The sequence below is a fragment of the Pseudomonas sp. GW821-FHT02B10 genome (assembly GCF_059421865.1).
In genome coordinates, this window is the sequence record NZ_JBWKVU010000004.1 from 457,570 (window position 1) to 480,006 (window position 22,437).

A 22,437-nucleotide genomic window follows, 5' to 3' on the forward strand; every position below is an offset into this window, starting at 1 on the left:
GTTAGTTGGATAAAGGCCAGTGGCTATTAAATAGTGAGTTGATCTTGTTTGGCGATCGGTAGTTTCGATTTGGAATAATAAGCGTCATGGAGGACGACATGCCAAAGTTCTTGTTGTTCGCAACAGTACTACTGCTGACTGCCTGTGCTTCGAGCCCGCCGCCGCCCGCTGCGCCTACTGTCGTTGTCATGCATATCCAGGCTGCTGCCGATCTGAATCTTTCGGCGGGCGGCCAGGCGACGCCGGTGCGGGTGCGTTTGTATGAGTTGAAGAGCGGTGGAGCTTTCAGTCGCGCCGACTATTTCTCCCTGGTGAATGCCACCGGCGCGACCTTGTCCGCGGACCTGGTGGCGCAGGACGAATTACTGGTCCAGCCGGGTCAAAGGCTGACCCTGGAGCGCACGCTCGACGAGCAGAGCCGTTTGCTCGGCCTGGTGGTGTCCTACCGTGAACTGGACAGCGCCGTGTGGCGCCAGATGGTCAATATCCCGAGCCATGCAACCACGCCATTGACGGTTTCCCTGACAGCCAGGGCGATCAGCGCGGCCGCCACGAAACCTGCGAATTAGTCCTGTCGAGGAAGCCAGTCCATGTCCTGGAATAACCGTGTGGTGTGGTCCGAAGGAATGTTTCTGCGGCCGCAGCATCTCCAGCAACATGATCGCTACATGGAAGCCCTGATCGATGGCCGTTGCCGCCCGTTGAGCGCCGGGGGCTGGGGGTTCTCCGAGCTGCGCATCGACGAGTCCCTGCTCGGCCAGGGCAAGGTGGCGATTGTCAGCGCGCGCGGGGTGCTACCCGATGGCACGCCTTTCGACATTCCCGGCGACGATCTGCCGCCGCCGCCATTGAACGTCAACGACAACCTGCGCGATGCGCAGGTCTTCCTGGGTTTGCCGCTCAAGCGTGCCGGCAGCCGCGACACCGTGGGGGAGGGCGAAGCACCTGGCGGTGCGCGCTATATCAGCCAGGTACGGGAAGTGCGCGATGACAACGCCGCCTTCGAGAGCCGGGCGTCGCTGGCGATCGGCGGCAAAGCCCTGCGCCTGCTGACCGAGCGCGATGGCCTCGGCGAATATGCCTGCCTCGGTGTGATCCGGGTGCTGGAAAAGCGTGCGGACAATGCCGTGCAACTGGACGAGGACTATATTGCGCCGCTGCTCGATGTGGCCGCCTCCAGCGTGCTGGCGGCCTTTCGCAGCGAGTTGCAAGGGTTGTTGCACCAGCGCGGCGAGGCCCTGGCCGGTCGGGTGGTGGCCTCGGGGGCCGGCGGCGCCTCGGAGATCGCCGACTTTCTGCTGCTGCAACTGGTCAATCGCGCCGAGCCCTTGCTCAGCCACCTGGCCCGGTTGAGCCCCTTGCACCCGCAGGACTTCTATCGCGAGGCGGTCTGCCTGGCGGGGGAGTTCGCCACCTTTTCCGCAGCCGGGCGTCGCCCCAGCGACTACCCGGCCTATGCCCACGACGACCTGGCGAGCAGCTTCGCCCCGGTGATGCATGACCTGCGGCAAGCCTTGTCGATGGTCATCGATACCCGCGCCACGCCGATTCCGATCGTCGAGAAATCCTACGGCGTGCATGTGGCGATGCTGGCCGACAAGAGCTTGCTGGAGATGGCCAGCTTCGTCCTGGTGGTGCGTGCCGAGGTGCCGGCCGAAACCCTGCGCACGCATTTCCCCCAGCAGGCCAAGATCGGCTCGGTGGAACACATCCGCGACCTGGTCAATCTGCAGTTGCCCGGCATCGCCTTGCTGTCCATGCCCGTGGCGCCGCGGCAGATTCCCTATCACGCCGGCTCAAGCTACTTCGAACTGGACCGTGGCAGCGAACACTGGAAACAGCTGGCCCACTCAGGGGGATTCGCCTTTCACATTGCCGGCCAGTTCCCGGGCCTGAACCTGGCCTTCTGGGCCATTCGAGGATAGTTCGTCATGCACCCGATCGATGATCCCTTCGGCAGCTCTGGCATAGGCGGCACTTCAGGCGGCGCCTCGCCGGGCGGCAACGACCATACCCTGATCATGCCGCGGCCCGGCGGGCGCTCCGTCGATGCCTCTGCCCCAAGGAAGGATGGCGCCAGCGCCGCCGATCCGCACATTGCAATGCCGGGCGCTCCGGTGGCGAGCAGCCTGGCCCAGGGCCTCAACCCGCTGGAGCGGGCGGCCGGCCCGATACTGGCGTTGCTGGCCCGCTTGCGCAGCACCCTCGCTCACCCGCAGCCGGCCAGCCTGCGCGCCCAGTTGCTGGCCTACCTGCGCCAGTTCGAGGAGCAGGCGCGCGCCGCCGGCGTAGCCCAGGATGAGGTGATGCTCAGCCGTTATGTGCTCTGTACCGCACTGGACGAGGCGGTCCTCAGCACCCCCTGGGGCAGTACCAGCGACTGGGGCAAACAGAGCCTGCTGATCACCCTGCACAACGAAGCCTGGGGCGGCGAAAAAGTCTTCCAACTGCTCGAACACTGTCTGCAGAACCCGCAGCAGCGCCTGCACATTCTGGAGCTGCTGTACCTCTGCATCTGCCTGGGCTTCGAGGGCCGTTACCGGGTCATGAATGACGGCCGCAGCCAGCTGGAGGCCTTGCGCGAACGCACCAGCGCGACCATTCGCAGCGTGCGCGGCGAATTCGAGCGCGAGCTGTCGCCGCATTGGCGGGGGCTCAGCGTGGTGCGCGATCGCTTGTCGCAGTTCCTGCCGCCCTGGGTTGGCGTGGCCATTTGCCTGGCCGTGCTGTTGCTGCTGTTGTTCGGTTTGCGCCTGAAGCTGGCGGCCGACGCCGAGCCGGTGTTTCGCAATATCCACGCCCTGGGCGAGATCCCGGTGCAAACCATCGACCGTCCACCGCAGCAGCCCAGGTTGATCGAACGCCCGCGCCTGGCGCGCTTCCTCGCCGAGGACATCAAGGCCCAGCGCGTTGCCGTGGAGGATGCGCTGGATCGCTCGGTGGTGACCATTCGTGGCGACGAGTTGTTCGCCTCGGGCAGCGCGAGCATTTCCGAACAGTTGCAGCCCTTGCTGCTGCGCGTCGCCGATGCCCTGCGCCAGATCAAGGGCACGGTGCAGGTCACCGGGCACAGCGATAACCGACCGATCGCCACCTTGCGCTACCCCTCGAACTGGAAGCTGTCGCAGGATCGCGCGCAGCAAGTGATGGAGATCCTCGCTGCCCGCAGCGGGCAACCCGAGCGCTTCACCGCCGAAGGACGCAGCGACGCCGAACCGGTCGCCTCCAATGACAGCGCCGCCGGACGCGCCAGGAACAGGCGCGTGGAGATCACCGTGCTAGCGGAGGGCAACCAGTGAAGGCCTTTATCAATTTCCTGGTGCGCTGGGTGGTGCCGCTGCTCGGCCTGCTCGCCCTGAGCCTGGTGATCTGGTTCCTCGGTCCGCTGATCATCGTCGCTGCCTATGAACCCCTGGCCCCGGCGGCCGTACGCTGGGCGCTGATCGGCCTGTTGTTCCTGGCCTGGATCGGGGTGCGCGTATTGCGCATCGTCCAGGCCCGGCGCAACGCCGCCAAGGTCATGCAGGGCCTGGCGGCGGTGGCGCCGGATGCGGCCAGCGTTGCCACCGCCGAAGAGCTGGCGGCCCTCAAGCAACGCATGGACGAAGCGCTGCTATTGCTCAAGCGCAGCAAGCTCGGCGGTAACGAGCGGCGCAACCTTTACGAGCTGCCCTGGTACGTGATCATCGGCCCGCCGGGCTCGGGCAAGACCACCGCGCTGGTCAATTCCGGGATGCACTTTCCGCTGGCCGAACAGATGGGCAGTGGGGCGATCCGCGGAGTCGGCGGTACGCGCAACTGCGACTGGTGGTTCACCGACGAAGCGGTGCTGCTGGACACCGCCGGGCGCTACACCACCCAGGACAGCCATGCGGCGGTGGACAAGGCGGCCTGGCTGGGCTTTCTCGACCTGTTGAAGAACCAGCGCAAGCGCCGGCCGATCGATGGCGTCTTCGTCGCCATCAGCCTGTCCGACCTGCTATTGGGCAGCGAGGCCGAGCGCAGCGCCCATGCCCGGGCCATCCGCACGCGGGTGCAGGAGTTGTATAGCCAGCTGGGTGTGCGCTTCCCGATCTACGTGATGCTTACCAAGTTCGACCTGGTGCCGGGATTCATGGAGTTCTTCGACGCGCTGAGCAAGGAAGAGCGCGCGCAGGTCTGGGGCGTCACCTTTGCCCTGGACGATGGCAAGAGCCCCCAAGGCCCGCTGGCCCGTTTCGACGAGGAATTCACCGCCCTCGAGGCGCGTCTTACCGAGCGCTTGGTCGAGCGCCTGCAACAGGAGCGCGACCCCAATCGACGCGATCTGATCTACGGCTTCATCCAGCAGTTCGCGGCGTTGCGTCACAACCTGTCGTCCTTCCTCGAGGGGGTGTTCAAGCCCAATCCCTATGAAGAGCGGGCGCTGTTGCGCGGGCTGTACTTCACCAGCGGCACCCAGGAAGGCAGCCCCATCGACCGTCTGATCGGCAGCATGGCGCAAAGCATGAACCTGGATCGCCAGCACCTGGCGCGCCAGACCGGCACAGGCCGCAGTTACTTCATCACCCGCCTGTTCCGCGATGTCGCCTTCGGCGAGCGCGGCCTGGTCGGCAGTAACCCCAAGGTCGAGCGCCGGCATCGCTGGATCAATCGTGGCGTACTCGCCGCCAGTGCCTTGGTCTTGCTGACGGTGACGGCCATCTGGGTCGCCAGCTACCGCGCCAACCAGGCCTATATCGCCGAGGTGGACGCGCGCCTGGCGCCGCTCAAGGGGCAGGTCGAATCCCTCAGCCCGGCGCAGCGCGAGGTATTGGCCGCGCTGCCGCTGCTCAACGCCGTTCGCCATGTCGCCGACAATTCGCTGTCCTGGGCCGAAGGCTATGGCCTGTTCCAGGGCGACATGCTCGGCGCCGAAGCCGCCAGCGTGTACCGCAAGCTGCTGATCGCGGTGCTGGCGCCGCGTCTGCTGACCCGCATCGAGGAACAGTTGCGCAGCGGCGGCAACACCGAGTTTCTCTACGAAGGCCTCAAGGTCTACCTGATGCTGGCCAGCGCCGAGCACTATGACGCCGATGCCATCAAGACCTGGATCAACCTCGACTGGGACCACAGCCTGCCGCGCGACCTGGCCCCGGAACAGCGCCTGGCCCTGGCCGAGCATCTCAATGCGCTGTTCGCCCACAAGCCACCGCCGGCGAGGCTGGATGAGGAACTGCTGGCCGACCTGCGTCGGCAGTTGCAACAGATGTCCGTGGCGCAGCGGGTCTACAGCCGGGTGAAACGCCAGAAGCTGCCCGAGGGCGTAGCGGATTTTCGCCTCAGCGAAGCGGCCGGGCGCGACGCTGCCCTGGTGTTCACGCGCAAGAGCGGCAAGCCGCTGAGCGATCCGTTATCCGGTTTCTATACCTACCGTGGCTACCGCCAGGCGTTCATGGTCGCCAGCCTCAGCCAGTCCGGCGCCCTGGCCGAGGAACAATGGGTACTCGGCCGGCCATTGAACGACAACCAGGATGTCGCCAGCCTGGCCCTGGAGGTGCGTGCCCTGTACTTCCAGGATTTCCTCAACCAATGGGAAACACTGCTCGGCGATCTCGATTTCGTCGCGATCAACGGCATCGCCCAGGCCGCCGATGTGCTGCGGGTGCTCTCCGGGCCAAACTCGCCACTGAAGAAACTGCTCGCTGCGGTGGCCAGGGAAACCAACCTGCAACAAGAGGATCGCCTGCTGGCCGAGAAGCTCAAGGCCGCCGACGGCACCGTGGACAAACTCAAGCAGCAGCTCGGCTCGCTGGTCGGCCAAGCGGCCCAGGAAGATTCGTCGGCAACCTCGCAGGTCGACCCCATCACCGCTCGCTTCGCCGAGCTCAATAGCCTGGTGACCAGCCATGGGGATGGCCCAGCGCCGATCGACGATCTGCTGGCCCAGCTCAATGAGCTTTATGTGCAGGTCAGCGCCATGAGCGGCGCCAGCGGCGAGGCCCTGCTGGGCGAGGCGAAGAACCAGGCGGTGGCCACGGCATCACGGGTCAAGCTCGGCGCCGAGCGTCAGCCGCCACTGGTGCAGAAGCTGGTCAACTCGGTGGTCAGCGCCACCACCAGCAGCATGATGGGCAGCATCCGCACCCAGCTCAACGCGGCCTGGATCAGTGAGGTGGTGAATGTCTACCGCCAGTCCCTGGCCGGCCGTTATCCCTTGGTCAACTCCAGTTCGCGGGAGGCCACCCTGGAGGACTTCGGCAACTTTTTCGGCGTGGGCGGGGTGATGGACAACTACTTTCGCAAGTACCTGCAACCCTACGTCAACACCTCGACCAGCAACTGGCGCTGGCAGCCGGGCGCCGCGGAAAAACTCGGCATCGGCCCGGGCGTGCTGCAAACCTTCCAACGCGCCGCGGCCATTCGCGATGCCTACTTCCGCGCTGGAGGCACCCAGCCGGCGGTACGCTTCGAGCTCAAGCCCGTGGCCATGGACGCCTCCATCAGCCAGTTCCTGCTCGATCTGGACGGCCAGCAGCTCAGCTACGACCATGGCCCCAGCCGGCCGATGGCGATGCAATGGCCCAGCCCCAACAGCCTGGGGGTGGTGCGCCTGTCCGTCACGCCGCCCACCAGCGCCGGTCGTTCGGGACTGACCCTGGAGGGACCCTGGGCCTGGTTTCGCTTGCTGGAGCAGTCCGACCTGACCCAGGGCAATGCTCCGGACCGCTTTACCCTGCGGATGCGCGTCGACACTGCGAGCATCTCCTGCGAACTGCGCGCCAGTAGCGCGTTCAACCCGTTCAAGGGTCGGCTGGTGTCCGGCTTCAGCCTGCCGGAGCGCTTGTGAGCAGCCCGGGTTTCTACGGCAAGCTGGCCGGCCGCGGGGATTTCATCCACCGCGGCCTGTCGTCGACCTTTATCGAGCGCTGGGATGCCTGGCTCTCCGCCGGCATGGCCAGCAGCCAGGCGGCGCTGGGGGCGGCCTGGCTGGACGCCTACCTGGTCAGCCCGCTGTGGCGCTTTGCCGTGGCGCCGGGCCTGCTCGGCAGTGAGGCGGCGGTGGGGGTGATGATGCCCAGCGTCGACCGGGTCGGGCGCTACTTCCCGCTGACCATCGCGCTGCTGCTGGAGGCCGAGACCGATCTGGGCGCGCTGGTGGCCGGCCCGGATGACTGGTTCGAGGCCGCCGAGGTCCTGTTGCTCTCGACCCTGGAGCCCGAGGCCGCTGTCGAGGCCTTCGAGGCCGCGGTGCCGGCCCTCGGTAGCCCGGTCTGTAGCACCCAGGTGCCGGGCATTCAGGCGCTGCAGGGGCAGGTGCGTTTCGCCGCCACGACTGCGGCGGCGCGCGGGGCGGTGCTGATGCAGCACGCCTGCGAGGGCGCGAGCCTCTGGTGGGGCAAGGGTTCCGGACGGGTCGCCGCCGGCCTGCTGCGTTGCCAGGGGTTGCCGGCGGCGCAGGATTTCAGCGGTTTTCTGCTGGGCGAGGGCGGCTACGCGTCGCTTGCGCAAACCGCGCAGTTCGATTTCGGGAGCTGATTTTGGGAATTAGGAACATTTCGGGAGCCAGGGCATGTCGTCAGCCGTAACGCGTTACGAATCCGCCAGTCACAGCCATGTCGGCATGGTGCGTCAGGTCAACGAGGACGCCTGCCTGGATGCGGTGCAAGCCGGCCTCTGGGTGGTGGCCGACGGCATGGGCGGGTATACGGCGGGCGATTTCGTCAGCAGCCTGATCGTCGATACGCTACGCGCCATCCCGCCCGAGCCCTCCTTGGCGGCCTATGTCCAGGCGTTGCGGGCGGGGCTGGAGCAGGCCAACGCGGCGGTTCGCCAGGAAACCGCGCAGCGCGGTGTCGGCATCATGGGCAGCACCCTGGTGCTGCTGGCCGCCCGAGCAGACAACGCCACCTGCCTGTGGGCCGGCGACAGCCGCCTGTATCGCCTGCGCGAGGGCCAGCTGGAGGTCATCAGCCACGACCACAGTTATGTCCAGGAGTTGCTGGACAGCAGGCTGCTCAGCGAGGACGAGGCGCGGGAGCACCCCATGGCCAACATCGTCACCCGCGCCGTGGGCACCCAGGACCGGCTGGAACTCTCGGCCGTGGACCTGGAGGTGCGTCCCGGCGACAGCTTCCTGCTGTGCAGCGACGGGCTGACCAAGACCGTCGAGGACCATGAACTGCGCGAGGTGCTGGGCAACGCGAGCCCCTATGAGGTGGTCCGCAGCCTGGTGCACCTGGGGCTGACCCGGGGCGCTCCCGACAACATCACGGCGGTAGTCGTCAATGCCCACTGAAAACGCATCAGTCGAAGAACGCTCGAGCACGGACATGGACATTCCCGGCTATGGGATCGAGCGCGAGCTGGGCGAGGGCGCCATGGCCACGGTCTACCTGGCGACCCAGCGCTCGCTGGAGCGCAAGGTGGCGCTCAAGGTCATGGCCGCCGCGCTGGCCGCCGACCGCAGCTTCTGCGAGCGCTTCCTGCGCGAGGGCAAGACCCTGGCGCGGCTCTCCCACCCGCACACCGTGACCATTTACGACATCGGCAATGTCGGCCACTTCTACTACATGGCCATGGAGTACCTGCCGAACGGGACGCTGAAGGAACGGATTGCCGAGGGGCTCAGCCCGCAGCAGGGCCTGGTCTACCTGCGCCAGATCGCCCTGGCCCTGGGGTATGCCCATGCCCAGGGGTTGGTACACCGGGACGTCAAGCCGGCCAATATCCTGTTTCGCGCCAACGGTTCGGCGGTGCTCTCGGACTTCGGCATCGCCAAGTCCCTGGAGGACAGCACCCAGTTCACCCAGGCCGGTTTCGCCGTGGGCACACCCAGCTACATGAGTCCCGAACAGGCCCGCGGCCAGCAGATCGACGGTCGCACCGACCTCTACGCCCTCGGGGTGGTGCTCTACGAGATACTCACCGGCAAGCTGCCCTATACCGGCAGCGACTCGCTGTCCACGGCCCTGGCCCACTTGACTGAGCCGCTACCCGAACTGCCCATGACCCACGGCCGTTACCAGGGGATTCTGCGCAAGCTGCTGGCCAAGGACCCGGCCGAGCGTTTTGCCGATGCCGATGCCCTGATCGCCGCGCTGGACAACCTGCCGCCCGCCGGGCCGGCCGATGCCGAGGCGACGCAGATCCGCCCATTGCCGTTGCCCGCCGCGGCGGCCGCCGGCCAATCCGCGACGACCGGCCTGGGCGGGCTGACGCCGGTTTCCCTGGACATGCCGCCGCTCGCTGCGCCAGAGCCCGAGCCAGCCGCCACGGCCAGACCCGAGCGGGCCGCAAGCCTCGGCGCAGAGCCGCCCAGGTCGCGCGGGCCGTTGTGGGCGCTGCTCGGTGTGGCCGTGGTCGGGGTACTGGCCCTGGCTGGCGGGGGCTACTGGTGGCTGCGCTCGGCGCCGCCGGTGGAGCCGGAAAACGGTCAGGTCGAGGCCAAAAAAACGCCGGCTGGCGAGGTGCAGGGCTCGTCCGCCAAGACGGCCAGCGCAGCGCAACCGCCGCTGGCGACGAACGCCGACGGCGGCGACCGGCCGCTGCTGATGCCGGGCAAGAAAACCCTGTTCCAGCGCGTGCTGAGCAAGCCCGGCGCACAGGTGTCCGGCCAGCCCGGGGCGGCACCCAGCGGTGCCGCGCTGCCGGCGTTCTCGGTGCTATATGTCTATCAGCGCCAGGCGGTGGCGGGTGGCACCTGGCTGGAGGTCGGCGCCGCCAGCGATGGCCAGCGCGATGGCTGGTTGCCGGCCGAGCAGGCAAGCGACTGGAAGCAGAGCCTGGTGCTGAAGTTCACCGAGCGCTCCGGTCGTTCGCCGGTCATGTTCCTGCGCGAAGCAAGCACCCTCGAGCGGTTTCTGGCGGACACGGCGCAGGCCCGTAGCGCACTGCACAAGGCGCAGAACGAAGGCAGCGTGGACCCGCAGATCGTCGCGCTGGAGCCTGTGGCCAGCGCCATTCCCCAGGACCAGTTCTACCTGCTGCCGATTTTCGAGGCCCGCGAGAGTTTCGATGCCGACGGTCAGCCGGTGCAACTGCTCAATGTGGCCTCCATCGACCCCGGCAATACGCCCCTGGGCAAGGCCGGGGGGGCGGCCAAGGCCGCCAGCGATGCCTTCCGCACGGCGATCGTGCTGGTGGTCGACACCTCGGTGTCGATGCAGCCCTACATCGACCGGGTGCGCCAGGTGGTGCAGGCGTTACATCGGCAGATCGCCAGCCGTGGCGACCTGGACAGCGTCAGCTTCGGTCTGGTGGGGTTTCGCAGCAATGTCGAGAAAACCCCGGGCCTGGAATATGTGGCGCAAACCCTGGTGAGCCTGGAGCAGGGCCGCGATCCACAGCGCTTCCTCGAGCTGGCTGGCCAGGTCAAGGCCGCCCAGGTGTCCAGCCACGCCTTCAATGAGGATGCCTTCGCCGGTGTGATGGCGGCGGTCGAGGGCATGGACTGGAGTCCCTATGCCGGGCGGCTGATCCTGCTGGTCACCGATGCTGGCGCCCTGCGCAAGAACGATCCGCTGGGGCGCACCCAGATGAACGAAGCCGAGGTGCGCGAAGCTGCCCTCAGTAAACGGATCAAGCTCTATGCGCTGCACTTGCGCACCGAGGCCGGTCGGAAAAATCATGACTTCGCCGAGCAGCAGTACCGCAGCCTGACGGCCGACGCCAACCCGCAGATCGGCGACCTGTACATCCCGGTGGCGGGCGGCGATGTCGGTCGCTTCGGCGATACGGTCGCCGAGATCGGCTCGGTATTCGCCGAACAGGTGCATCAGGCGCGCAACAACCAGCTGCCGAGCCTGCCGCCGCCACAGGGGGCACCGAGCGTCGCGAGCAAGGCCACGGCCATCGGCTACGCCATGCAGATGGACTTTCTCGGTCGCCAGTCGGCGGTCCGTGCACCGCAGCTGATCACCGCCTGGACCTCCGACCATGACCTGACCAACCCCTCGCTGCCGGCCTTCCAGGTCTGCGTGCTGCTGACCAAGCTGCAACTCAACGACCTGCAGCAGTCGCTGAAACTGATTGTCGATGCGGCCCGCCGTACCCAGACCTCGCCCAAGGATTTCTTCCAGGAAATCGCCAGCGCCAGCGCTCACATGAGCCGCGACCCGACGCGGTTGAAGCAGGGCGGCAACCTGGTCGAAGGCGGCATCCTCGGCGAGTACCTGGACGGCCTGCCGTATCGCAGTAAATCGCTGACCATGACCCAGGACCTCTGGCTGTCCCTGAGCGTGGCCGAGCAGCAGGACTTCATCGACGAGCTGGAGTCGAAGATCCGCCTGTACGAGACCTTCCACAACGACAGCGCCAACTGGGTCCGCTTCGGCGAGGCCCAGCCGGGCGATGCGTTGTACCGCGTACCCCTGGCGACGCTGCCCTGATGCTCAAGCTCAGGGATATTCGCAAGACCCGCGGCGAGGGACCACAGCGCTACAGCCTGGTGGTGCCCCGGCTCGACCTGCGGCCGGGCCAGCGCCTGGCCCTGGTAGGTCCCAGCGGCAGCGGCAAGAGCACCCTGCTGGACCTGCTGGCCCTGGTGCTGTCCCCGGACCCGGGTGGTGTCTTCGAATGCCACGCCGACGAGCGGACGCTGGATGTCGCCGGGCTCTGGCGCAGCGGCCGCCAGGATGTGCTGGCCGGGCTGCGCAGCCGGGTCATGGGCTATGTGCTGCAGACGGGCGGGCTGCTGGGGTTTCTCGACGTGCAGCGCAACATCGGCTTGTCACGGGCGCTGCTCGGCCTGCCGGCCGATGCCACGGTCTGGCGCCTGGCCGAACAGCTGGAAATTGCCGACCAACTGCACAAGCTGCCAGCGGCACTGTCCGTGGGCCAGCGCCAGCGGGTGAGCATCGCCCGGGCCCTGGCCCATGGGCCGAGCATCGTGCTGGCGGACGAGCCCACCGCCTCGCTGGACCCGCTGAACGCCGAACGGGTCATGCAACTGCTGGTGGCCCAGGCCGAGGAGCGCGGCGTGTGCATTCTGGTCGCCACCCATGACGAGGCGCTGGCCCGGCGCGTCGGGCTGCAGCTGCATCCCTTGCAGGTGCAGCGCGGCGCGGATGGCGGGGTCACCGCGACCCTGGCGGGAGGTGGCTGATGCGGCTTGCCCTGATGGCCCTGCTGGCTTGGCACGACTACCGCGCCGAGGTGCGCCTGTCGGTTTGCGCGGTTTTGGCCCTGGTCGCCGTGCTCGCGCCCTTGCTGGTGCTGTTCGGCCTCAAGTTCGGCCTGGTCACCACCCTGACCGAACGCCTGGAGCGCGACCCCGCCGTGCGGGAAGTGGTGCCCATGGGCGGCGGGCGCTTCAGCGCCCAGGCCATCGCCGAACTGGCCGCGCGTCCCGAGGTTGCCTTCGTCGTGCCGCGTACCCGACAGATCGCCGCGACCGCCGACCTCTACCCGGACTCGGCCGGCCAGGCGTTGACGGTCGAGATGATCCCCACCGCCGCGGGCGACCCGCTGGTGGCGCCCGCGCTACTGCCCCAAGCGCCGGACCAGGTACTGCTCAGCCAGCGGGCGGCGGAGAAACTCGGGGTCCAGGGCGGCGACGTGCTGAGCGCCGCGTTCGGCCGTCAGGTCGGCGGGCGCCAGGAATACCAGCGCACCCGCCTGCGGGTGCAGGGGGTCTTGCCACTCGCGGCCTTCCCGCGTGATGCGCTGTTCGCGCCCCTGGCCCTGCTGGAAGCCGCCGAAGACTACCGCGACGGTCAGGCCTGGCCTGGGTACGAGCCACAGGTGAACACGGCGCGGGTGTATCCGGGGTTCCGTCTCTACGCCGCGGACCTGGACGGCGTGGAGCGCCTGCGCCGGTATTTCGCCGAGCGCCAGCTGGAAGTCGCGACCCAGGCCGGCGTCATCGCCCAGGTGCGCTCCCTCAGCCACAACCTGACCCTGGTGTTCTGGGTCATCGCCAGCCTGGCCCTGGCCGGGGCCTTCGCGGCCATGACCGCCAGCGCCCTGGCCGCCGTCGAGCGCAAGCGCAGGGCCTTGTCGGTATTGCGCCTGCTGGGTTTTTCGACCGGCGCCCTGATCGCCTTCGTCGTACTGCAGGCGCTGTACACCGGGGTGTTCGGCCTGCTGCTGGCCTGGGGCTTGTACGGCATGGCCGAAACCGGGCTGAACCGGCTGTTCGCGCCGGCGACGGGGGAGTTCGCCTGCCGGCTGCTGCCGGTCCACTACCTGCTGGCCCTGCTGCTGACGCTGCTCTGCTGCCTGCTGGCGGCGGCCTCCGGTGGCTGGCGCGCGGCGCGGATCGAAGCATCGGAAGGACTGCGCGATGTGTAACTGGCGGAGGGTTCTGGTCTGGCGGAGGGGCCTGGTCTGGCTGAGGGGCTTGGTCTGGCTGAAGGCTCTGGTCATGCTGGCGCTGGCCGGCGCGGCGCAGGCGCAGGACGCCCCTGCGGATAACCCGAAACCGCTGCCCGATGACCTCAGCCTGCCGCTGCCTTGCGAAGGCGAATTGGTGTTCCGCTACGTCTATGTCCTCGCCAAGGGCACCCTGGACGACCGTGAGGTCAATCTTGGCTATCCCTTCAGCGATGACGATCCGGGCTACCGGCAATCCTTCATCTCCGGTTATCGGCGCGACTACATCAACGGTCAGTTCGTCCTCGATGATCTGTCGGCCGACTGGCAAGCCCGAATCGCCCCGACCCTGCCCAAGAGCGAGGCCGACAGCCTGCTCAAGCCGATGTTCTATTTTGTCGGCAAATACGAGGTCACCGAGCGCCAATACGCCCTGGTCATGGCCCAGGAGGCGGCCTTGGCGGGGCAGGGCGAGGCACCGGCCTGTGCGCCCATGAGCGACATGTCCGCGCGCTTGCCCAAGGTCAAGCTGTCGCGCCTCGAGGCCGAGCGCTTTGCCGCGGTGTACAGCGCCTGGTTGCTCAAGCACCACCGCGACCGGTTGCCGGTCAGCGGCCGCGGCAAAGCGGCCGAGGACGGCGGGATGGGCTTCGTCCGCCTGCCGACCGAAGTGGAGTGGGAATTCGCTGCCCGCGGTGGCCATGCGGTCAGCCGCCAGGCGCTGGAGGCGCGCTTGTTTCCGCGCAAGGTGCAAGGCAGCGACAGCGATGGCCCGCTAGGGGACTGGGCGGTGTTCAGCCAGGTCGCCGGGGGCACGGGGCAGGGCGCGCGGCTGTTGCCGGTCGGGCTGAAAAAGCCCAATCCGTTGGGACTGTTCGACGTGATCGGCAATGCCGCGGAGATGGTCCAGGAGTCCTTCCAGCTGGTCCATGCCGGTCGCCGCCAGGGCAGTTACGGCGGCTTTGTGGTCAAGGGCGGCAACTACCTGGAAGGCGAGCTGACGCTGTTCACCGGTATGCGCCGGGAATACCCGCTGTTCGCCGCCGACGGCAGCGAACAGCGCAACGCCACCACCGGTTTCCGGGTGGCCCTGGGCGCGCTGTCGGCACCGCGCTCACGCTATGAGGAACTGTTCGAGCAGTGGCAGAAGGAAGGCCGCCTGGCAGGCCTGACCGATGAAATCGAGGCTGCCGAAGACCCAACCCAGTTACTGGACAGTCTCATTGCCAGCAGCACCGATCCGAACCTGCAGGCCCGCCTGGCGCGGGTGAACGAAGAGCTCAAGCGCAATGTGTCGCTGATCGCCCGGCAGCGCGAGGAGGCCGCAGGCAACCTGATCCAGTCGGCGGCCCTGGTGGCCGAGACGGTCAACAACTACAACATTCGCCTGACCAACCTGAAGAAGGATCGCGATCAGGCGCGGGCCGCCCAGGACGAAGCCACCGCCAAGCTCTATGAAACGGCCATCGCCAATGGGCGCAGTGCGCTCGAGGGTGCCCTGGCGATCTACATCGACAACCTGGCAACCGGAACGCGCTACACCGACGAAGTGATCCAGACGCAGTTCCAGCGGACCCGGGAAGAGCTCAATCACAAACCGGTGCTGGGAAAAAGCCTCATGGCCCGTGCCACGCTTTTCGTCAGGCACGTGGGGCAGTTTCGCCAGCAGCACCGAGCCGATCCGGAGACGATCCTGAAGGAGCTTCTTGGACCCTGAGCAGGGTGTCGGAACGGTCGTCGGTGGCGGCGAAGACCCGCTAGGCTGGATGTAGCGTCGGCAGGCTTCGCTCACGTGGGACAGCGCTCACTCTGCGCCGAAGCCGAAACGCAATTGATACGCACAAAAAGGAGAGACATGACCATGGATACTTCACTCAAGAACTGCGCTTCGACCCTTGCTCGTACCCTGCCGTTGCCTACCGCGGTCTGCTGCGCAGTGCTGCTGGGCGGATGCGCGGGCTTCGGGGCTCCAAGCTCGAAGGTCGCGGCCCAAACCAAGGTCGAGTACTACCCGCAATGCTATGAGCCGGTCAGCCAGCTGCGCAGTTCCGACAAGTCGATGACCAAGTCGGTGGCCACCGGCGCCATTGCCGGTGGCCTGCTCGGCGGCCTGACCGGGGCCCTGGTCGGCAATAGCGGCGATGCCGGCCGCAATGCCCTGATAGGCGCCGCCGCCGGGGCCCTGGTCGGGGGCGCGACCGGCTACTACAGCGAACGCCAGAAGCAGATCAGCGACGACCGTGCGCGTATTGCTTCCTACGCCAGCGACATCGGTCAGAGTACCGGCGAAATCGACCGCAGCATCAGCTACACCCGTACCGCGCAGAACTGCTACCAGCGTGAGTTCACCTCACTGCTCAATGCGCGCAAGGCGAAGAAGATCAGCGACAGTGAAGGGCGCCTGCGCTTGGCCGAGATCGTCAGCGGCCTGAAGGAAACCAATGCGCTGATGGCCGCCGCGGACGGGCGTGCCGGCGAGAGCATCGATGTCTACACCCAAGCCTATGAGAAAGACCTGCAGACGGTCGGTGTGCAACGCCAGGACGTTGCTCAGGTGGCCGCCGTGAAGCCTCCGGCCGCCACCGATAAGAAGGCGGCCAGCAAGAAGGCCAGCACCAAGACAGCGACGAAGACGAATGTGCCCAAGGAAGCCGTCACCACCGAGCGCACCTTGCAGCAAGCCACGGCCAAGCGTGAGGAAGGCCAGAAAATCGCTGCCCGTGGCCAGACCATGGTCAACGACGTGTGCAGCAACCCCGACATGGGTGACTGGGCACCGCCTGCCTGCTCGAAAGCCTGATGCGGGAAAGGGGGAGCGGGATCCTGTCTATGCCGATCATCAGTCCCGCCTACCCGATATCCGCTACGAGCACACCGCTGGTCATCGCAAGGCCGGCCGGCCAATCCAGTAACTAGACTCATCGGGATACCCAGGCGCTGTGCGCATTGCAGCTGTCGCTACCGACAATAGGATTCTCCAGGGCGGAGCAGGTGTGCGGCGAACCTGTCGCGCGCCTGGAAAGCCTGTCCCGCCCCTGCAGCAGCCACCTTCCAGCCGCCCACTATGGCGCCAATAGCCCGTGCCAGAGCCCTCCGGTCTCCAAGCCGCGAGGCTCTTGTGCGTGCTCGCGCGCCGGGCCGTTGCCGGGGGCATGCCGGTTGTCCGAGGCGATCCGGCCAATGGCTGCGCGCAGCTGTCCGGCGTGATCTAAGCTCCACAAAGGCTGGCCTTTCGAGCAGAGGTTTCAATGCAAAGCACACCAGAAAACAGTCTGAAAAATGCGTTGAAGGTCTGTAGAGACAGCTTTGTTTTCGTCGGCTTTTTCAGTTTCTTCATCAATGCGCTGATGCTGGTCCCGACCTTCTACATGCTTCAGGTGTATGGACGGGTGATGACCAGCGGCAGCCTGACCACCCTGACCATGTTGACGCTGATCATGACCCTGCTGGTGATCACCCTCGGCTCCCTGGAATGGGTTCGTTCGCGCATCATGGTCCGGGTCAGTACCCGGCTGGATGTGCTGCTCAGTCGCCAGGTCTACAAGGCCAGTTTCAAACGGGCCCTGGACAGCGGCGGCATGGATGCCTCGGCCCAGTCGCTCAACGACCTGACGGGCTTGCGCCAGTTTCTTTCCAGCAGCGGTCTGTTCGCCTTTTTCGACGCACCCTGGCTGCCGATCTATATCGCCGTGATGTTCCTGTTCCACCCCTGGTTCGGCTGGGTCGCGACGGGCAGCGCGCTGCTGTTGATAGTGCTCGCCTTCGTCAACGAGAAGCTCACGGGGCCGGTACTGGCCCAGGCCAACAGGGAGCATATCGGCGCGACCCTCCATACCACCAAGAACCTGCGCAACGCCGAAGTCATCGAGTCCATGGGCATGCTGGAAACCCTGATGGATCGCTGGGGGCGCCGGCAAAGAAACGTTCTGCTGCTGCAATCCCTGGCGAGCGACCGCGGGGGCATGGTCACCACGCTTTCGCGGACTTTCCGCCTGCTGGTGCAATCGCTGGTGCTGGGCCTGGGGGCCTACCTGGCGGTGGACCATCAGGTGGGGGCCGGCCTGGTGTTCGCCGGGGCCGTGCTGCTGGGGCGGGCACTGGCGCCCATCGACCTGATGATCGGCAGCTGGAAGGGCTTTATCGCGGCCCGTTCGCAGTACAACCGCTTGAATGACATCCTTGGCAAGCAACAGGCGCAACCCGAGCGTCTGTCCTTACCCGCGCCTGAGGGCCAGGTGCAGGTCGAGAACCTGATTGTCACGGCGCCTGGCTCGAGCACCCCGATCCTCAAGAACATCAGTTTCAGCGTACCGGCCGGTTGCGTGGTGGGCATCATCGGCCCGAGCGCCTCGGGCAAGTCGACCCTGGCCAGGGCGCTGATCGGCGTCTGGCCGCCGCAGCATGGGGTGGTCCGGCTGGATGGCGCGGACATCAGTACCTGGGACAAGCATGAGCTTGGCCCGTATATCGGTTACCTGCCCCAGGACATCGAATTGTTCGAGGGCAGCATCGCCGAGAACATCGCCCGCTTCGCCGAGATCGATTCGGCGAAGGTCATCCAGGCCGCCAGGACCGCTGGCGTCCACGAAATGATCCTGCTGTTGCCCGATGGCTACGACACCGTCATCGGCAGCGAGGGCTTCATGCTCTCGGCAGGGCAGCGCCAGCGCATCGGGCTGGCCCGCGCGCTGTACGGCAACCCGCGGCTGATCATTCTCGACGAACCCAATTCCAATCTCGACGAGGTCGGCGATCGTGCCCTGGCGGCCGCCATCGGGCAGATCAAGCACACCGGCGCGACCCTGTTCGTGATTACCCATCGCACCAACATCGTGTCGCAACTCGACCGGCTGCTGGTGATGAAAGCCGGGATGGTCGGCCTTTACGGGCCGCGCGAGGAAGTCCTGGCCGAACTCAGCGGGCAGCAACCGCCGGTACCCAAACATGCCGGGCCAGTACCGGTGGTGACCAACGTGGCGTCGATCGATGCCCGCAAGGACGATGGCGGTGAATCCTATGCCTAGTCGTCAAATCGAAAGCTTTTCCGACCTGCCGGTGTCCGATCGCAAGGCCCACCGCCTGGGCATGGGCATTGTCGGCGTGACCTTCGGCCTGTTCGGCACCTGGGCGGCACTCGCGCCCCTGGACGGTGCCGCCTACGCGCCGGGGGTGGTCACCGTGCAGACTTACCGCAAGACGGTCCAGCACCTGGAAGGCGGCATCGTCAAATCGGTGCTGGCCCATGATGGCGACATCGTCAAGCGCGACGATCCGCTGATCATCCTCGACGATGCCCAGCTGCGCTCCGAGTACGAGGCGACCCAAAGCCTGCTGATCGCGGCCAGGGCCATGGAGTCGAGGCTGATTGCCGAGCGCGATGGGTTGCCGGCGATCGACTTCGGACCGATGAGCGATTCGGCCAGCGTGCGGGGAGAGGAAGCGCGCCAGGGCGAGACCCAGGTATTCAACGCGCGGCGGGGCTCGCGGCTGGGCCAGATCGCGGTGCTGCGCGAGCGCATCGGCCAATTGCACCAGCAGATCAAGGGCCTGGAATCGATGATCGCGGTCAAGGTGCGCCTGGAGAAATCCTACAGCGGTGAAATCGGCGAATTGTCCGACCTGCTCAAGCAGGGGTTCGTCGACAAGCAACGCCTGCTCGAGCAGGACCGCAAGCTGGGGATGCTCAGGTCGGAGGTGGCCGATCACCGTTCCACCATCGACAGGATCCGTCTGCAGATCAACGAAACCCAGTTGCAGATCCTCCAGGTCGACAAGGATTTCGATTCCGACGTGGCCAAGCAGCTGGCCGAGGTGCAGACCAAGATCTACGACCTGCAAGAGAAGAACTCGGCCCTGGAAGACCGCCTCAGCCGCATTGTCATCCGCGCCCCCGACGCCGGCATGGTGATTGGTATGACCGTGCACACCATTGGCGGTGTCGTGCGTTCGGCGACGCCCTTGCTGGACATCGTGCCCTCGGTGTCCGAACTGGTCATCGAGGCCCAGGTGGCGCCGGTGGACATCGACCGTATCGCCATTGGCAAGCGCGCCGATATCCGTTTCGGCGCGTTCAAGAGCTCGACCACGCCGGTGATCGAAGGCGAGGTCAGCAGCGTCTCGGGTGACCGGTTGACCAACGAAAAGACCGGGACCGCCTATTACCTGGCGCGGGTCCGGGTCACCGAGCACGGCGTGCGTACCTTGGGGGAGCGCAAGTTGTTGCCGGGGATGCCGGCGGACGTGCTGATCGTTACCGGGCAACGCACGCTGTTGCAGTACCTGATGCAGCCGGCCCGGGATGTGATGTCTCAATCAATGATCGAGGAGTGACCCGTGGGAGCGTCGTCAGTTCTGCTAGGGAGTGCATTCATGCTGGCAGCGGGGGCCGCCTTGGCGCAAACCGTTGCGGTAACGTCGACCGGGGTCAATGCCTCGACCTATTCCACCGACCTCATGCAGTTGTATCGCGAGGCGCGTCTGGAAGACCCACAGGTCCTGGCCTCTTTTGCGCAAGCGCAGGCGGGCCAGGAGCATCAACGCGAGGCGCTGGGGGCGCTGTTGCCGCAACTGTCGCTGAATGCCGGGACGAACCGGATCCACCAGGAAAACGACCTGATACAGCAGCGCAGCTTCGATAGCGAAAGCTACAGCCTGGTGCTGCGCCAGTACCTCTACAACAAGGCTGCGTGGGAGAACTACCAGAAGTTCAAGAGCCTGGCCAAGCAATCCGAGTCCGAAGCGCTGGACGCCCAGGCCGAGGCCGCGGTGGAGCTGGCGCGGCGTTACTTCACCGCGCTGGCGGCCGAGGATGAGCTGGAGCTGGTGAGGGCCGAGCGCCGGACCACGCAAAAGAGCCTGGACCGGGTCAATGCGTTGTACGAAAAGCAGATGGCGATGATTACCGACCAGCTCGACCTCAAGGCCCGGGTGGACCTGCTCGCGGCCCAGGAACTGGATGCCCGCAACCAGGCCCGCATCAGTCGCGAGGCGCTGGCGGAGCTTGTCGGCCGTCCGGTCAAGGAGAAGCTCAACCGGATTCGCGATGGCGTGCAACTGCGGGTTTCGGCGCAGAGCCTGGAGTCCTGGGTGCGTGATGGCATGGAGCTGAACCCGACGCTCAAGGCCAGCGAAAGCGGCGCCGAAGCCGCGAACGCAGCGTTGCGCAGTGGCAAGGGCGGGCACTATCCGACGGTGAGCCTGAACCTCAGCGCGCAACAGACCAACGAGGGCTACAACAATACCCTGGCGCCCCGCACCGACAGCTATGTCGCCGGCATCGGCGTCCAGGTGCCGCTGTACAGCGGCGGCTCGACCTCGGCGCGGGTCCGTGGGCTCTACCAGGACCAACTGGTCGCCGAGCAGCAGTTGGAAGCGATCCGGCGCCGGGTGGTCAAGGAGATCACCAGTGCCTACCTGACCGCCAATTCGAACGGCGAGAAGATCGACGCCAGTCGTTCGGCCCTGGCCTCGGCACAGCTGTCCAGGGTGGCGGCGGAGAAGGGGCTGAGCTACGGCATGGTCAATGCCGTCGATGTACTGACCAGCGTGCGCAACGAGTTCCGCGCCCGGCGCGACCTGCTCAAGACGCAATACGAGTTCCTCAGCAACGTCTTCACCCTCAATCGCTGGGCGGGAAAACCACCGGTCGAAAGTGTCGAAAATGTGAATGCCTGGCTGAGTCCCGGTAGTGCCGGCCAGGCCATGGGCGTTGGCATCGAGGACCAGGAGTAAGACACCGGGGCATTTCTGCCCCGGCTGAAGAATCGCTTGCGCAGAGGACCGGCGTTGAACCGGTGATTTAATGGCGCTGCCGGCCCCGTCGATAAATTGACGCTCTCATTGCCTACTGACTTATCTGCGCGCCATTCGTCTGTTACTTGACGAGCCTGGTGGGGTCCGACTTTGCCCGCCGCTCGCTCGTGGCGCGCCTAAGACTTTGATTTGCGGGGGGCAGGGCGCCTTGGGGGAGCATCGATCACGCGACCCACATCCGGCTTGAGTCGAAGACCGACGGATGGGTTGGCAGGCAGCGCAGTGGGCTGGCCTAGACTCAATTGAGGGCTCGCGGATGCCCTGCAGCACATGCAAACTATTGATAGTTATTCTTATTTGTGCAGTTTCAATAGCTTTGCCCGGCTTCGGGAAACCTCCGCAACGTCTGCCTGTACCCCGGGTCGCCAAGACCCGGGCGGGCACGTTTCAGAGCCTTTCGGCGCTCGCATCCGTCCTTCAAGAGCGAGTGGCCGATCAAGGAAGGCCAACGCGTATGAAGGTCATCGTTTTTCAAGGGGAGGCAGGAAGATCATGCCAGACCATACAAAAACGATACGCGTGATGCTGATCGATTGCCGCCCCCTCGTGCTTATGGGGCTCCATGATTTGATCAATGCGAGGAGGCCCCGGATGGAGGTGAGTGGCCAGGCCACCACCTACACCAATGCGCTGGACCTTGCCGATCAGCTGCGTCCCAATGTGATCTTTTTCAGTTTCTTTCCGGATGCGCTGAACCCCCTGGAGGTCGTCGCAGGGCTGACCCGCAGCCCGGAAATGAAATTGCTGGTGCTCAAAGGCCTGTACGAATCCGTCCCGGTTGCCCAGGCGATCGAGGCGGGCGCGCGCGGCATCGTGCTGGCGGAAGACCCGACGGAATCGATCATCCGGGCCATCATCAAGGTCCACCATCACGACGCTGGACTGGACCGCGCCTGGTCCGGCGGGCTTTCCGGCTATGCCGCGACCCGGCATGTACCCGTGCGATGCAACCTGGAGCAGGCGAAGCAGGCGCGGCTGACATTGCGCGAGCGGGAACTGATTCGCGCCATCGTCGGCGACCCTTCCGCCAAATACATGAGCATCGCCGAGCGCCTGGGCATCAGTGAGCACACCGTGCACAACCACCTCAGCAACATTTATCAGAAGCTCAACCTGATCAACCGCATCGACTTGCTGATGTACGCCCTCAAGCACGGGCTCACCGACAACGAAGAACCGCCCGACTCCACGTGGGTGGAACTGAAATGAGCTGATCAAGACAAGGCAGCCCTGTGGCTGCCCTTGCCGCTGTCCAGGCTGCCCGGATCGAGGGTGATGCCGTTCTCGTCGTTTCCTGCCCCATGAATGCGCAGGCATGTCGCCGTGCTCTGTGAGCCTTGGGCTGCCTGGGCG

Annotated in this window: 15 protein-coding genes; all 15 read left to right on the top strand. The window is 65.9% G+C overall.

Annotation, left to right across the window (positions count from 1 at the left end):
* The first annotated feature begins 98 nt into the window (after positions 1 to 98).
* The 15 genes from tssJ to AC07VU_RS12560 all read left to right on the top strand — a co-directional run bounded on the left by tssJ (position 99) and on the right by AC07VU_RS12560 (position 22,293).
* The gene (gene tssJ / locus AC07VU_RS12490) at positions 99 to 569 is read left to right on the top strand and encodes a type VI secretion system lipoprotein TssJ (RefSeq protein WP_495029975.1); all 471 of its coding nucleotides are present in this window, start codon (positions 99 to 101) and stop codon (positions 567 to 569) included.
* Between the two features lie 21 nt (positions 570 to 590).
* Positions 591 to 1,925: a type VI secretion system baseplate subunit TssK gene (gene tssK / locus AC07VU_RS12495; protein WP_053261650.1), complete on the top strand. Its 1,335-nt coding sequence runs from the start codon at positions 591 to 593 to the stop codon at positions 1,923 to 1,925.
* A gap of 6 nt (positions 1,926 to 1,931) precedes the next feature.
* Complete coding sequence (locus AC07VU_RS12500; protein WP_007930440.1) at positions 1,932 to 3,299, top strand: DotU family type VI secretion system protein; 1,368 nt, start codon at positions 1,932 to 1,934, stop codon at positions 3,297 to 3,299.
* Entirely contained in the window at positions 3,296 to 6,808 is a 3,513-nt protein-coding gene (gene tssM / locus AC07VU_RS12505; protein ID WP_495029945.1) for a type VI secretion system membrane subunit TssM, read from the top strand. The genes AC07VU_RS12500 and tssM overlap by 4 nt, the downstream gene beginning before the upstream one ends.
* Complete coding sequence (gene tagF, locus AC07VU_RS12510; protein WP_495029946.1) at positions 6,805 to 7,497, top strand: type VI secretion system-associated protein TagF; 693 nt, start codon at positions 6,805 to 6,807, stop codon at positions 7,495 to 7,497. Before tssM ends, tagF begins: the two co-directional genes overlap by 4 nt.
* Before the next feature lie 34 nt (positions 7,498 to 7,531).
* Complete coding sequence (locus AC07VU_RS12515) at positions 7,532 to 8,257, top strand: PP2C family protein-serine/threonine phosphatase (protein ID WP_274303659.1); 726 nt, start codon at positions 7,532 to 7,534, stop codon at positions 8,255 to 8,257.
* Between the two features lie 34 nt (positions 8,258 to 8,291).
* The gene (locus AC07VU_RS12520) at positions 8,292 to 11,348 is read left to right on the top strand and encodes a serine/threonine-protein kinase (RefSeq protein WP_495029976.1); all 3,057 of its coding nucleotides are present in this window, start codon (positions 8,292 to 8,294) and stop codon (positions 11,346 to 11,348) included.
* Positions 11,348 to 12,064 carry an ABC transporter ATP-binding protein gene (locus AC07VU_RS12525; RefSeq protein WP_495029947.1) on the top strand — a complete coding sequence of 239 codons (717 nt, stop codon included), beginning with the start codon at positions 11,348 to 11,350 and terminating at the stop codon, positions 12,062 to 12,064. The genes AC07VU_RS12520 and AC07VU_RS12525 overlap by 1 nt, the downstream gene beginning before the upstream one ends.
* Positions 12,064 to 13,251, top strand: coding sequence for an ABC transporter permease (locus AC07VU_RS12530; protein ID WP_495029948.1), 1,188 nt, complete (start codon positions 12,064 to 12,066; stop codon positions 13,249 to 13,251). Before AC07VU_RS12525 ends, AC07VU_RS12530 begins: the two co-directional genes overlap by 1 nt.
* 73 nt (positions 13,252 to 13,324) lie before the next feature.
* Positions 13,325 to 14,989, top strand: coding sequence for a formylglycine-generating enzyme family protein (locus tag AC07VU_RS12535; protein WP_495029949.1), 1,665 nt, complete (start codon positions 13,325 to 13,327; stop codon positions 14,987 to 14,989).
* Between the two features lie 144 nt (positions 14,990 to 15,133).
* The gene (tagQ, locus tag AC07VU_RS12540) at positions 15,134 to 16,072 is read left to right on the top strand and encodes a type VI secretion system-associated lipoprotein TagQ (RefSeq protein ID WP_274303652.1); all 939 of its coding nucleotides are present in this window, start codon (positions 15,134 to 15,136) and stop codon (positions 16,070 to 16,072) included.
* Between the two features lie 448 nt (positions 16,073 to 16,520).
* A complete protein-coding gene (locus AC07VU_RS12545) occupies positions 16,521 to 18,296 on the top strand; it encodes a type I secretion system permease/ATPase (RefSeq protein WP_495029950.1) in 1,776 nt (591 codons plus the stop codon).
* The gene (locus AC07VU_RS12550; RefSeq protein ID WP_495029951.1) at positions 18,289 to 19,602 is read left to right on the top strand and encodes an HlyD family type I secretion periplasmic adaptor subunit; all 1,314 of its coding nucleotides are present in this window, start codon (positions 18,289 to 18,291) and stop codon (positions 19,600 to 19,602) included. The genes AC07VU_RS12545 and AC07VU_RS12550 overlap by 8 nt, the downstream gene beginning before the upstream one ends.
* 3 nt (positions 19,603 to 19,605) lie before the next feature.
* Positions 19,606 to 21,003 carry a TolC family outer membrane protein gene (locus AC07VU_RS12555; RefSeq protein WP_495029952.1) on the top strand — a complete coding sequence of 466 codons (1,398 nt, stop codon included), beginning with the start codon at positions 19,606 to 19,608 and terminating at the stop codon, positions 21,001 to 21,003.
* A 573-nt stretch (positions 21,004 to 21,576) separates the two neighbouring features.
* Entirely contained in the window at positions 21,577 to 22,293 is a 717-nt protein-coding gene (locus tag AC07VU_RS12560; RefSeq protein WP_495029953.1) for a response regulator transcription factor, read from the top strand.
* Positions 22,294 to 22,437: the final 144 nt, after the last annotated feature.